9 protein-coding genes are annotated in these 12,375 nt (G+C 69.1%); 5 read left to right on the top strand and 4 right to left on the bottom strand.

Annotated features, from left to right (window positions below; translation table 11 throughout):
• Nucleotides 1-9: 9 nt before the first annotated feature.
• The gene (locus ETO60_RS07720) at nucleotides 10-804 is read right to left on the bottom strand and encodes an outer membrane protein assembly factor BamD (RefSeq protein ID WP_130004322.1); all 795 of its coding nucleotides are present in this window, start codon (nucleotides 802-804) and stop codon (nucleotides 10-12) included.
• Between the two features lie 133 nt (nucleotides 805-937).
• Here ETO60_RS07720 and ETO60_RS07725 point away from each other — a divergent pair, with 133 nt between their 5' ends.
• The 3 genes from ETO60_RS07725 to ETO60_RS07730 are packed head-to-tail and all read left to right on the top strand — an operon-like array spanning nucleotide 938 to nucleotide 4,549.
• Complete coding sequence (locus ETO60_RS07725; RefSeq protein ID WP_130004324.1) at nucleotides 938-2,278, top strand: response regulator; 1,341 nt, start codon at nucleotides 938-940, stop codon at nucleotides 2,276-2,278.
• On the top strand, nucleotides 2,275-3,126 hold the full coding sequence (locus ETO60_RS11250; RefSeq protein WP_165362139.1) for a hypothetical protein: 852 nt from the start codon (nucleotides 2,275-2,277) through the stop codon (nucleotides 3,124-3,126). Before ETO60_RS07725 ends, ETO60_RS11250 begins: the two co-directional genes overlap by 4 nt.
• 10 nt (nucleotides 3,127-3,136) lie before the next feature.
• Nucleotides 3,137-4,549 carry a glycosyltransferase family 2 protein gene (locus ETO60_RS07730; RefSeq protein ID WP_165362140.1) on the top strand — a complete coding sequence of 471 codons (1,413 nt, stop codon included), beginning with the start codon at nucleotides 3,137-3,139 and terminating at the stop codon, nucleotides 4,547-4,549.
• Nucleotides 4,550-4,577: 28 nt separating this feature from the next.
• On the opposite strand, the gene lepA is transcribed toward ETO60_RS07730, so the two are convergent.
• Both lepA and ETO60_RS07740 read right to left on the bottom strand, forming a co-directional pair.
• The gene (gene lepA, locus ETO60_RS07735) at nucleotides 4,578-6,395 is read right to left on the bottom strand and encodes a translation elongation factor 4 (protein ID WP_130004328.1); all 1,818 of its coding nucleotides are present in this window, start codon (nucleotides 6,393-6,395) and stop codon (nucleotides 4,578-4,580) included.
• 67 nt (nucleotides 6,396-6,462) lie between these two features.
• Nucleotides 6,463-8,649 carry a putative bifunctional diguanylate cyclase/phosphodiesterase gene (locus ETO60_RS07740; RefSeq protein ID WP_234026388.1) on the bottom strand — a complete coding sequence of 729 codons (2,187 nt, stop codon included), beginning with the start codon at nucleotides 8,647-8,649 and terminating at the stop codon, nucleotides 6,463-6,465.
• A 199-nt stretch (nucleotides 8,650-8,848) separates the two neighbouring features.
• Between ETO60_RS07740 and ETO60_RS07745 the strand changes: the two genes are divergently transcribed.
• The gene (locus ETO60_RS07745) at nucleotides 8,849-10,027 is read left to right on the top strand and encodes a PQQ-dependent sugar dehydrogenase (protein WP_130004332.1); all 1,179 of its coding nucleotides are present in this window, start codon (nucleotides 8,849-8,851) and stop codon (nucleotides 10,025-10,027) included.
• Between the two features lie 101 nt (nucleotides 10,028-10,128).
• The gene (locus ETO60_RS07750) at nucleotides 10,129-11,460 is read left to right on the top strand and encodes an FAD-dependent oxidoreductase (RefSeq protein ID WP_130004334.1); all 1,332 of its coding nucleotides are present in this window, start codon (nucleotides 10,129-10,131) and stop codon (nucleotides 11,458-11,460) included.
• Here the strand turns inward: ETO60_RS07750 and ETO60_RS07755 are convergent.
• Complete coding sequence (locus tag ETO60_RS07755) at nucleotides 11,429-12,349, bottom strand: restriction endonuclease (protein ID WP_130004336.1); 921 nt, start codon at nucleotides 12,347-12,349, stop codon at nucleotides 11,429-11,431. The genes ETO60_RS07750 and ETO60_RS07755 overlap by 32 nt on opposite strands.
• Nucleotides 12,350-12,375 lie beyond the last annotated feature (26 nt).

The following is a 12,375-nucleotide window of genomic DNA, read 5'->3' on the forward strand; positions in this document are numbered from 1 at the left end:
GGGTGATATTCAGCTCGCCGTGACGCCGGGCGCGTGGTTCTGCACCAGCCGGTGCGCCTTGCGGTACCAGTCCGAACCGGGATAGTTCGCGCCGAGCACGGCCGCGAACTTCACCGCCTCTTCCGGCAGACCCAGCGCCAGACTGCTTTCCGTCAGTCGGAACAGCGCCTCCGGTGCGTGGCTGGTCGTCTGATACTGCTCCACCACGTTGCGGAAGCGGATGTTGGCGGCAAGCCAGCGGCCCGAACGCTGGTATCCGCGGCCGATTTCCATCTCCTTTCCGGCCAGATGGTCGGCGACGAGATCAAGCTTGAGCCGCGCGTCGGCCGCGTATTCGGACGTGGGAAAGCGGCGCACGACTTCGTTGAGCGCCGTGCGGGCGAGTTCGGTGTTCTTCTGATCCCGCTGCACGTCGCTGATCTGCTCGTAGTAGCTCAGCGCGATGAGGTAATAGGCGTAGGGCGCATCCTTGTTGCCGGGATGGATGGTCAGGAAGCGCTGCGCCGACTGGATGGCCTTGGCGTAGTCGGCGGCGGCGTAATAGCTGAACGCGCTCATCAGCTGCGCCCGGCGCGCCCACGGGCTGTAGGGATGCTGCCGCTCCACCTCGTCGAACAGCCCGGCCGCGAGGACGTAATTGCCGCGATCGAGGCGGTTCTTGGCCTCGGCGTAGAGCGTCTCGACATCGCGCGCGACATAGGCGGTGTCGGCAGGACGGTTCTGTCCGCCGCCGCAGGCGGTGACACTCAGGGCGGCCAGCGCCAGGACGCCGGCCTTCGGCAGCGTGCGAATGATCGGTTGCATCCGCGCGGTATAGGGGGTTCGTCACTGAACGCCAAGTGAAGCCGCGCGGGAACGCCGCAACCGCGGCCAGCTTTCACCCGTCCTTAACCTTAGGCAAGTAAGGCGCGCTCCGGGGAACTGGAGGGGGCCAAGTGTGGATGCACACGTTCTCGTCGTCGAGAGCGACGAACTGCTGCGGGATCTGCTGACCGTCAGGCTGCATGTCGCGGGTTTCCGCAGCCATCCGGCCGCGGACGGAGCCGAGGCGCTGCGCTGGCTCGAGACGCATTCGACGGATCTCGTGCTGCTGGCCAGCATGATGCCGATGATGTCAGGCGCGGAAACGCTCGCCCGCCTGCGGGCCTCACCCAGCCTGTCGCACATCCCGGTCATCATGATGACCCCGCCTCTCGCGGGCGAGGATGCGCGCCGGCTGAAGTCGCTCGGCGCAACGGACATCCTGAGGAAACCGGTTTGCGGCGCGCGCCTTGTCCGCGCCATCTCCGAGGCCGTGCAGGCACGCCGGTCCGCCGCCACGCCGCTCCGCCGGCTCAAGATAACGGTGATGACACCCGCCGTTCTCGCGGCCACGGCAGCAGCCGGCACGGCGGCGGCGGCCACGATCCCCGCGCCCGCGGCAGCGCCTGCTGCGGTTTCAGCCACCGGGTCGGCGAAGCACACGGCGTCGGCGGCGGAGGCGCGCGCGCAGACGGACGAGCCGGCGCGATCCCGACCCGCTCCTCCGCCGGTCCCGCCCCAGCCTGAACCCGCATCCGGGGCCGAGCCATGGTCGCCTCGCACCAGCATCGCGCTCGTTCATGGGCGCAGCTGGGCCGAGGACGTGGCGCATTCGGCGTGGAGCGACACCACTCTCACGCTCGCCTACCGGCCCACCCGCCGGAGCGGATACAGCCTCGAGGCCGGCCACGCGCGCCGCTTCGGCCTGTCCGACACGCAGCTTCAGGTGAGGGGCGACTGGGCTGTGGGCACGCGCAGTTCGGTGTTTCTCGCCGGCGTGGCGACGCCGCAGGCCGAATTGCGCGAGCGGGTCGGCCTGCGCGCCGGCTTCGCCCACACGCCGCGGCCGCATCTGGAGATCGGCGCCAGCACCCGCCTCGGCGAGTTCCGCGACGGCACGAAGCTCGTGGCGACGCCCTACGTCGCGGTCAGCACGACCGGCGAGCGGGTGACGGTGATCGCCGAAGCCATCAACCTGTGGAACCTGTCGGGTCCGGCCGATCACCGGCTCGGGTTCGGCTTGCGTGTCCGGGCGGCGCCGGACGAGCGGTGGCGGCTGCTTGGCGGTTATGCGCGCTATCCGGAAGTCGAGGCGGGAACCGCACGCACCGTCCGCTCCCTCTATGCCGGCGCGTCCGTCCGGGTGGCGGAAACCGTCACGCTGTCGGCAAGTGTCGCCAACGACCGCTACGAAGGACTGTTCACCCGCAACGGCGTCACGCTGGGCATGGTGCATGAGTGGCGAGGACGCAGGTGAGCGCATCCGCGCAAGCCCTGCTGATCATCCTGTTTCAGGGCCTGTGCGTCCTTCTTGGCGGTGCGCTGATCATCGTGACGAGGCGCTGGTTCGTGGCGCAGCGCGCTGCCCGTGACCGTCTGCGGCAGCGGATCCTGCGCGCCGAGCTCATCCAGGCCGTCATCCGCGACAATGACGGCTTCGTGTGCAGAAGCTGGTCGGCACGCGATCGCCGCGCCGCCTTCGCCGTCGCTGCCCAGCTTCTCGCGCTCCTGCCCGACAGGGAACGCGGCCGGCTGGAACGGATCGTCGAGGGCCATGGTGTTCTGGCGGAAGCGATGCGGCAGCTGCGTCACAGGAGCCCCCACCGGCGCATCGCGGCCGCACGCCGGCTGGCCCCGTTCGGAACGCCCGCGGTGCAGGATGCGCTCCATGGCTCGCTTCGCCGCGATCCGTCCGTCCGTGTGCGGCTCGAAGCGGCCATCGCCATCTCGGTGCGGGGGACACTGCCGCCCCTGTGGCGGCTTGTGCGCGATGTTCTCCCGGAAGGACAGCCGCTGACGCCCAACCACCGGCTGCTGTTCCGCAGCCTGGCGCCGCGCTGTCCGGACGCCCTCGTCGCGCTTGCGACCTGTCAGGACGAGGCGCGGCTGCGCGTCCTTGCGGTGGACGGCCTGCTCCATGGCGCGCCGTCCCGCCTTGACCATGTGGCAGACCTGCTGGGCGATGATCCGGATCCTGAGGTCGCACGGCTGGCCCGGATTGCCGCGCAGGAGGCCCGCGCCCCGCGGCCAAGATCTGCGCCTCAGCCCGCGCCCGCGCCCCCGGTCACGCCGCCGCTGCTCCCACGGCCGCGGCTGGCCGCCTGAGGCGCGGACAATGACAGCCAGCCTCGCACTCACTGTCCTGCTGATCCCGGTCGCCGCGGTGCTGGCGATCCAGAACCTCGTCTATGTGGCGCAGCTCGTCGCCACCGTGCGCCAGCGGATGACGGAGCCACTCGGCGTCGGCACCCTGCGCGACCTGTGGGCGCTGCAATCGCGGCAGTCGCCGCCGGTGTCCATCGTCGCCCCCGCCTTCAACGAGGAGCTTTCGATCGTCGACAGCGTGCGCGCGCTGCTGTCGCTGAACTATCCCGACTTCGAGGTGATCATCGTCAATGACGGCTCCAGGGACAGGACGCTGGAGGTGCTCATCCAGACCTTCGACATGGTGCCGCGCCGCCGCCCGGTTCAGGCGCTCCTGGCACATCAGCCGATCACGCGCGTCTACCGCTCCGTCAGCCATCCGGCGCTGGTGGTGGTCGACAAGGTGAACGGGCGCAAGGCGGACGCCGCCAACGCCGGCATCGCCGTGGCCGTCAATCCTCTGGTCTGCATCATCGATGCCGATTCCCTCATCGACGAGGATGCGCTGCTGCGCGCGTCGCAGCCGTTCCTGTCGGACGGCGGCGCCGTGGTCGCCGTGGGCGGCACGGTCCGCCTCACCAATGGCTGCGGCATCGTCGCGGGGCAGCTCCAGACGGTGAACATGCCGCGCGGCTGGATCCCGCGCTTTCAGGTGCTGGAATATCTGCGCGCCTTCATGGTGGCGCGCGTCTCCGCGTCGCGCTGGGGCATGCTGATGCTGATCTCCGGCGCGTTCGGGCTGTTCCGGAGAGACGCGCTGCTCGCAGCCGGCGGCTTCGATCACGACAGCCGCGGAGAGGATCTCGAACTGTGCGTCCGGCTGCACCGGATCGGCCGCGAGCGCGGGCAGAGGCCCAAGGTCGTCTTCGTGCCCGATGCGGTGTGCTGGACGGAAGCACCGTTCAACCGCGCCGGACTGCGCAACCAGCGCACGCGCTGGAGCCAGGGTGGGCTTGAGGTGCTGGCCAAGCATCGGAGCATGCTGTTCAACCCGCGCTACGGACGGATCGGCCTGGTCGGTCTGCCCCTGGTGCTGCTGGAGACGGCGCTGGTGCCGGCCGCCGAACTGCTGGGCTATCTGCTGGCGCCGCTGCTCTATCTGACGGGAACGGATGAAGGCGCCTTGCTGGTGGGCATGCTGTTCCTGCACCTGCTGTTCGGCACGAGCGTCAGCCTCGCCGCCGTGGCGCTCGAGGAGTTGCAGATGCGCCAGCACGAGCGGATCGGCCATGTCGCGGTGCTGATCGCCTGCTGCTTTCTCGAGAACTTCGGCTACCGGCAGCTCAACGCCTGGTACCGTCTGAAGGGCGTGCGGGCATGGTGGAAGGGCGAAACCGGCTGGCTCGCGGTGGAGCGACAGGGGTTTGCCGCCGCGCGGAGCTGAAAAGGTCCGAGAGGCACGCCCGCCAAGGCTACGGCTCCCCCATCCTCAGCGCGGCGATGAAGGCCTCCTGCGGGATCGAGACGTTGCCGTATTCGCGCATCCGCGCTTTGCCCTTCTTCTGCTTCTCCAGCAGCTTCTTCTTGCGGGTAATGTCGCCGCCATAGCATTTGGCGGTCACGTCCTTGCGCAACGCGGCGATGGTTTCGCGGGCGATGACCTTGCCGCCGATCGCGGCCTGGATCGGGATCTTGAACAGGTGGCGGGGAATGAGGTCCTTCAGCCGCTCGCACATGCCGCGCCCGCGTTCCTCCGCGACCGAGCGGTGGACGATCAGGGACAGGGCGTCGACCGGCTCATTGTTGACGAGGATGTTCATCTTGACGAGATCGCCTTCCCTCAGGCCGATCTGCTCGTAGTCGAAGGAGGCGTAGCCGCGACTGATCGACTTGAGCCGGTCGTAGAAGTCGAACACCACCTCGTTCAGCGGCAACTCGTAGCTGACCTGCGCCCGCCCGCCGACATAGGTAAGGCCCGTCTGGATGCCGCGGCGGTCCTGGCACAGCTTGAGGATCGAGCCGAGATATTCGTCGGGCGTGTAGATCGTCGCCTTGATCCACGGCTCCTCGATGGAGAGGATGCGGTTGACGTCGGGATAGTCGGCGGGATTGTGCAGATACAGTTCGCGCGCGTCCTCCGTCCGGCTGGCCGCGAGCTGGATGCGGTAGACGACCGATGGCGCCGTGGTGATGAGGTCGAGATCGTATTCGCGGCTGAGCCGCTCCTGGATGATCTCGAGATGCAGCAGGCCAAGGAAGCCGCAGCGAAAGCCGAAGCCGAGCGCCGCCGACGACTCCATCTCGTAGGAGAAGGAGGCATCGTTCAGGCGCAGCTTGGCGATGCTCTCGCGCAGCTTCTCGAAATCGGCGGCGTCGACCGGGAACAGGCCGCAGAAGACGACCGGCTGCACCTCCTTGTAGCCGGGCAGGGCCTGCGCCGCGCCGTTCTTGACGGTGGTGATGGTGTCCCCGACCCGGGCCTGTTCCACCTCCTTGATCTGGGCGGTGATGAAGCCGATCTCGCCCGGCCCGATTTCCGGCAGGTCGACGCGCTTGGGCGTGAAGGCGCCCACCCTGTCGACGAGATGCTCGGTGCCACCCTGCATGAAGCGGATGTTCAGCCCCTTGCGGATCACCCCGTCGATGACGCGCACCAGAATGACGACGCCGAGATACGGGTCGTACCAGCTGTCGACCAGCATGCCGCGCAGCGGCGCGTCGCGGTCGCCCTTGGGCGGCGGGATGCGGGCGACCACCGCTTCCAGCACCTCCTCGATGCCGATGCCCGACTTGGCCGAGGTCAGCACCGCGTCCGAGGCGTCGATGCCGATGATGTCCTCGATTTCCGCCTTGACCTTTTCCGGCTCGGCGGCGGGCAGGTCGATCTTGTTGATGACGGGCACGATTTCGTGGTCGTGCTCGATCGACTGGTAGACATTGGCGAGGGTCTGGGCCTCGACCCCCTGCGCGGCGTCGACCACCAGCAGCGCGCCCTCGCAGGCGGCGAGGCTGCGGCTGACCTCGTAGGCGAAGTCCACATGACCGGGCGTGTCCATGAGGTTCAGGGCATAGGTCTTGCCGTCGCGCGCGGTGTAGTTCAGCCGCACGGTCTGGGCCTTGATGGTGATCCCGCGCTCGCGCTCGATGTCCATGTTGTCGAGCACCTGCTCGCTCATCTCGCGATCGGTGAGGCCCCCGCACGCCTGGATGAGCCGGTCGGCGAGCGTGGACTTGCCGTGGTCGATGTGGGCGATGATGGAGAAGTTGCGGATCAGCGAAAGCTCGGTCATGACCCGCCCGGCCTTAGCGGTGCGGCGGGTCAGCGACAATCGGCTTCGGCGTCGGACGGACGGGTGGTCAGCTCTGCGCGTCGCCGGCACGCGGGGCACGCGCCGACAGGGTGAAGCAGGCGGGCGAGCCACCGCCTTTCTCTCCCCCGGCGATCAGCGACGGGCCGGCGCCGAGCGCGGCGACGGGTGCTCCGGCCACGGCGAGCGCATAGGGGGAAACCCGGTGACGCGTGCACAGACCGCCGGCACCGTCATCGACCAGCGCGCTCTCGAATTCGAGGCCCTGCGTGTCTCCGTCGGTCCGCACCACGGTCGCCACGGCCAGTTGACCACCTCCGAAGTCGAGGACGAACTGCGTGCCGACCGGAACATCCTCCAGCCCCTCGATCATGGCGCCTGTCCGGGACAGGTTGCGCAGCGTGACCTCGTAGTAATGGTCCTGATGGATGAGGCCCACGCGGCGGAACACCGTGCGGCGCCCGGCCCGCTGCGCGCCGTCGCGCACCGGTTCGAGCTGCCAGTCGTCCGCGGCAAGCTGCGCGGCGACCTCTTCGGCGGCCAGCGCTTCCGAAAAGACGAAGCCCTGCGCGTGGGTGATGCCACGACCCCGCAGCGCCTCGAGAAGCGCCATCGAACCGACGCCGGCCGCGACCGTCTCCAGCCGGAGCACCTTGGCAAGCTCCACGATCGCCTGCACCATTTCAAGGTCGCCGAGCGTGTCGGTGATCGTGCTTTCGAAGAACGACTGCCCCAGCTTGATGGTGCAGAACGGGGCGCGGCGCAGATAGCTCAGCGAGACATAGCCCGACCCGAACTGGTCGAGCGAGAGCCTGACGCCGCGGCGGAACAGGGCGGAGACGATCCGTTCGACCTCGTCGTGGTCGTTGCGGTAAAGGTCTTCGCCGACCTCGATCTGCAGCCGCTGCGGATCAAGACCGCTCTCGTCGAGCGCGGCTTCGACGTCGTCGAGAAACTGCCGGTCGGTGAACTGGACCGGCGAGACCGGCACGACAAGCCGCAGCCCCGCCGGCCACTGCGCGGCGTCGCGACATGCCTGTCGCAGCCCGTCGCGTCCGATGCGGGTGACGAGGCGGCTTGCCTCCGCAACGGGCATGAAGGTGTCGGCGGAAACCCGGCCTCTCTCAGGATCGTGCCAGACATACTGGAGCTGCAGGGCGCAGACGCGGTTGTCCGCCAGCGCCACCACCGGCTGATACTCGACCCTGATGTGGCCTGCCTCGATGGCTGCGGCGAGATCCTCTTCCATCTGCCGGCGCAGGCGGTCCTCCGCCTCGAGATCGACGGCATAGAAGCGGAACTGACCCCGGCCGTTGTGCTTGGCGGCATACAGCGCCAGATCGGCGGCCCGCGTCAGCTCGTCCCGCCCCACGCCGTCATAGGGCGCGATGGCAATCCCGACCGAGGTGCCGATGCTGCACCGACCCTCTTCGAGGGCAAAGGGCTGCGAGAGCATGGTGATGATCTTGCGCGCGAGGTCGCCAAGCTGGCCGCGATCGTCCAGATCGGGCAGCAGCACCTGGAACTCGTCACCCCCCAGACGGCCGATCTCGCCGCGGGAGCCAACGACGCTCTCGATCCGGCGTGCCACCTCCACCAGCAGCTTGTCGCCGGCCGCATGGCCGAGCGTGTCGTTGACGTGCTTGAAACGGTCGAGGTCGAGCATCATCAGCGCACAGGCCCGGCGCGAGGCTCCGAAGGCCAGCAGCGTGGCGTCGATGACCTGTTCCATGCGGTAGCGGTTGGCGAGGCCGGTGAGTGCGTCCGACCGCGCCTGGCGGGCGGCTTCCTGTTCGCCGAGGAACGCGTCGGTCACGTTGATCCCGCTCCCGCGGAAGCCGAGGAACGCGCCCGCCGCGTCGCTGACCGGTCGCCCGGACAGCCGCAGCACGAGCGTCCGGCCGCCCTCCCCGACCTGAACCGTGAAGCCGGCGAAGGACTTGCGCGCGGCAAGCTTCAGCGCGAGCGACGGCGCCTCCCCGCCCTGCCCCACGGGCGTCAGCACGGCGGTCAGCGGGCGTCCGATGAGGTCGTCCACCGCCACACCGGCACTCGCGGCGATGCGCGGGCTGAGATAAGTCACGTGCCCCTGTGCGTCCGTGGCCCAGAACCAGGCGAGTCCCCGCTCCTCGAGATCCTCGATGATCGCCAGCTTGTCCTCGCGCGACAGCGGAGCGGCGTTCGCGGAAGGGGGCGGAGACGCAGGATCGGACAGGCCGGAGCGACGGCCGCGCATGCGCGTTAGGAACGGCATCTCACCCATTATTCCGCACCCGCCGACTGCCCGATCCAACCGTTCCGCACGCCGCGCACTCTGGTCGATGCGTGGTTAGCATGAGGTAAAGGCGCGCTTCGCGATCCACCCCTGAGGTGCAGGTACTCCTCGGAACCTCGCCCCCGCAGGCTCCGTTCGGTCTGCAGATCAGGAGGCTTGCATGAAAACTCTTCTCGTAACCGCCGCGGCCGCGCTCCTCGCGGTGCCGGTGGCAGCGCAAAGCGATTCGCCGCCCAGCCAGCCGCTGCCGGAACGCAGCACGGTCCGGACGGAGGCCGGAACCTTGCAGATGCAGGTCATCGCACGGGGGCTGGAGCATCCGTGGGCCGTGGCCCTGCTGCCCGACCGGCAGGCGCTGGTGACGGAGCGCAATTCCGGGCGCCTGCTCGTCGTCAACACCGCCGACGGCAGCCGACGCGCCGTCTCTGGCGTGCCGCAGATCTTCCGCTTCAAGGGTGAAACGGGTCGCAGCCAGGCGGGATTGTTCGACGTCAAGCTGCATCCCGGCTTTGCGCAGAACCGGCTCGTCTATCTCAGCCTGTCGGCGCCCACCGAACGGGGTGCGACGCTCAAGATCGTCCGCGGGCGGCTCGTCGACGAGAGGGGCAGCGCCCGGCTGGAGGACGTGACCGACATCTTTTCGCTGCAGGAGGACGATCAGGACTCGAGCGGCCTGCACTTCGGTGGGCGGATGGCGATCCATGCGCCCACCAACGCGCTGTTCCTGACCGTGGGCGACCGCCGCAACATCTCGCGCGCGCAGGACGGCGAGGATCAGGCCGGCTCCATCCTGCGCATGACGCTGGATGGCGACGTCCACCCCGACAATCCGCACCGCGGCGAAGGCGACATCAACGACTACATCTTCGCCATGGGCAGCCGCAACAGCCAGGCGCTCACCCTCGACTCGCGGGGACGGCTGTGGTCCGTCGAGCATGGACCTCAGCGCGGCGACCGCGTCGACCTCGTGCGCAGTGGCGCCAACCTTGGCTGGCCGTTCATCACCGGCGGCAGGGACTATTCCGATGCGCCGATCGGCGTCGGGCTCAGCCACCCCGGCATGACTTCGCCACTGCACGTGTTCGCAGAGACGATCGCGCCGTCCGGCGCGGCCTTCTACGACGCGGCGGCGCTGCCCGCGTGGCGTGGGAACATGCTCGTCGGCGGGCTCTACAATCAGGCGCTGGTGCGGGTGGTCGTCGACGGAGAGCGGGTCGCCGCGGTGCACACGGTTCCGGTCGGCCGCCGCATCCGCGACGTGCAGGTCGCCCCGGATGGCAGCATCTGGATGGTGACGGAACATGCGGACGGGGAACTGGTGCGGCTCTCGGCACGCTGAACCGCCTGCCCGCTCCCCGCGGCCGCTTGCCAAGACCCGGACCGGCGTGCACCCTGCGTCCCGGGCGGAACGCCGCGTTCCGCCGGAAAAAGGGGGGCGCCATGCACCACCTTGCGATCGTCGGGGCAGGTCCGGCCGGCTTTTACACCGCGGAAGCGGCGGCGAGGCGCTGGAACGATGCCGTTCAGATCGACATCATCGACGCGCTTCCCGCCCCTTTCGGCCTCATCCGCAGCGGCGTTGCGCCCGATCACCAGTCGATCAAAGCGGTGGCCCGCCGCTATGCCCAGACCGCCGCGTCACCCCCCGTCCGCTTCGTCGGGAATGTCCGCGTCGGTCTGGACGTGACGCTTGCCGAACTGCTGGAGCTTTACGACGCGGTCGTCCTTGCGACCGGCGCGCCGGAGGACCGGCCGCTCGGGCTCCCGGGCGAGGACCTGCCGAACGTGTTCGGCAGTGCCGCGTTCGTCGGGTGGTACAACGGGCATCCGGCCCACGCCGCCCTGAAGCCCGACCTCTCCGGCCGGCATGCGGTTGTGGTCGGCATGGGCAATGTCGCCCTCGACGTCGCCCGCGTCCTCGCCAAGACCCCCGAGGAGTTCGCCGGAGCCGACATCGTCGCCCACGCCCTCGACACCCTCTCCGCGAGCGCCATCTCGCGCATCACCATTCTGGGTCGGCGGGGACCGCACCAGATCGCCATGACGCCCAAGGAGCTGGGCGAACTGCTTCACCTTGCCCGCGCCTCGCCGCACGTCGATGCCGCCGACCTGCCGCCGGCAGAGGACGACGCCGCGCTGGAGCCGGGTCGGCGCAAGTCGGTCGCCCTGTTGCGGCAGTTCGCGCGGGAGGATGGCCCGGGCAAGCCGGTCCGCATCGCCTTCGACCTGTTCGCCGCGCCGGTCGCCTTCAGGGGCGACACGCGGGTGCGGCAGGTGGAGGTGGAACGCACCCGGCTGGAGGGCGACCGGGCCGTGGGCACGGGCGCGCGCTACCGTGTCCCCGCCGATCTCGTCGTCACCTGCACCGGCTATCGCAGCACGGCTCTGGAAGGAGCGCCTTTCGACCATCAGGCAGGCCGCTTCGTCAACGAGGGCGGACGCGTGGCTCCGGGACTCTATTGCGTGGGCTGGGCGCGGCGCGGCCCGACCGGGACCATCGGCACCAACCGGCCCGACGGGGAGGAGGTGGTGGAACGGCTCGAGACCGACGGCTGGCGCGCCGGCGGTGCGCGCCGCGGCCGCGAAGGACTGGACGCCCTTGTCGACGCGCGGGGTATCGACGCGGTGACCTTCGACGACTGGCTGAGGATTGATGCCGCGGAGGTCGCAGCCGCACGGCCCGGCGCACCGCGCGAGAAGTTCGTCAGCGTCGCCGCCATGCTGCAGGCGCGCACGCTGCTTAAGGAAAAAACTCCTCGTCCACCGCCTTGATCGCGATGCGCTCCTCGACCCGGCAGCCGACCGAGTGACGAACCATCAGCCGCCCCAGCGTCTCGCCATCGACCAGCACGATGCGCTTGCTCAATCCGTCGGCGGTCTGGCGTGCCTGATGCGAGAAACGGGCGGTCGTCACGAACAGGCCCTTGCGCGCCTTGCGCTGGTCAAGGGCGCCGAAGAACCCGCGGATCGCCTCCGCACCGACGGCGGTTCCGGGTGCGTAACGCTTCGCCTGCACATAGACCTGTTCCAGCCCGAGTTCATCCTGATTGATGACGCCATCAACCCCGCCATCGCCGCTGCCGCCCAGAACCTCGCCCATCTCGTCGGGTGACCCGCCATAGCCCATGGCAATCAGCAGCCTGACGACGGCTTGCTCGAAGAAGGCCGGGGGCGCGGCGACGAGCCGGGCGAGCAGGTCCGCCGCAAGGGCGCTTTCCAGCTCCTCGCGTGCGCGCAGCATGCGTTCGTTCGGGGGCAACTCCTGCTCGGCTTCGGGGGGTGACGTGGCATCCGCTTCCCGTTTCGTCGACGATGTGACGAACGCTTCGAAAGCCGCATAGCGCCTGAGAGAGGCGGTGGTGATGCGCCCGGGAGCTTCCCTGAGCGCGGCTTCGCCCTCGCGCGTGATCGCGAAGACGCCGCGGCTCATGGGCGCGAGCAGTCCCGCCTTGCAGAGGTAGGTCTTGGCCCAGTGCACGCGGTTTGCAAACGTCGTCTGGCGCCCGGAGGGGAGCCGCTGCGCCTGCTGCTCCTGCGTCAGCGCGAAGCGGAGGGCCAGCCGGTCCACCATGTCACGCACCCGCGTCGTTCCGCCGGCAGCCTCCTCGAGGAGCGGGAGCATGAGCGTCTGGAAGTCGGGCACCTCGGGCCGCATCGGCATCGGCGGCAACCTCCCCTTGCGAGCGG

It is taken from the genome of Qipengyuania thermophila, assembly GCF_004153605.1.
GTDB lineage: Bacteria > Pseudomonadota > Alphaproteobacteria > Sphingomonadales > Sphingomonadaceae > Qipengyuania_B > Qipengyuania_B thermophila.

Excerpts from the sequence above, each read along its gene's own strand:
- ETO60_RS07755 (WP_130004336.1), bottom strand. The coding sequence starts at position 12,349 with ATGCCGATGCGGCCCGAGGTGCCCGACTTCCAGACGCTCATGCTCCCG.
- ETO60_RS07745 (WP_130004332.1), top strand. The coding sequence starts at position 8,849 with ATGAAAACTCTTCTCGTAACCGCCGCGGCCGCGCTCCTCGCGGTGCCG.
- lepA (WP_130004328.1), bottom strand. The coding sequence starts at position 6,395 with ATGACCGAGCTTTCGCTGATCCGCAACTTCTCCATCATCGCCCACATC.
- ETO60_RS07730 (WP_165362140.1), top strand. The coding sequence starts at position 3,137 with ATGACAGCCAGCCTCGCACTCACTGTCCTGCTGATCCCGGTCGCCGCG.
- ETO60_RS07750 (WP_130004334.1), top strand. The coding sequence starts at position 10,129 with ATGCACCACCTTGCGATCGTCGGGGCAGGTCCGGCCGGCTTTTACACC.
- ETO60_RS07740 (WP_234026388.1), bottom strand. The coding sequence starts at position 8,649 with ATGCGCGGCCGTCGCTCCGGCCTGTCCGATCCTGCGTCTCCGCCCCCT.
- ETO60_RS07720 (WP_130004322.1), bottom strand. The coding sequence starts at position 804 with ATGCAACCGATCATTCGCACGCTGCCGAAGGCCGGCGTCCTGGCGCTG.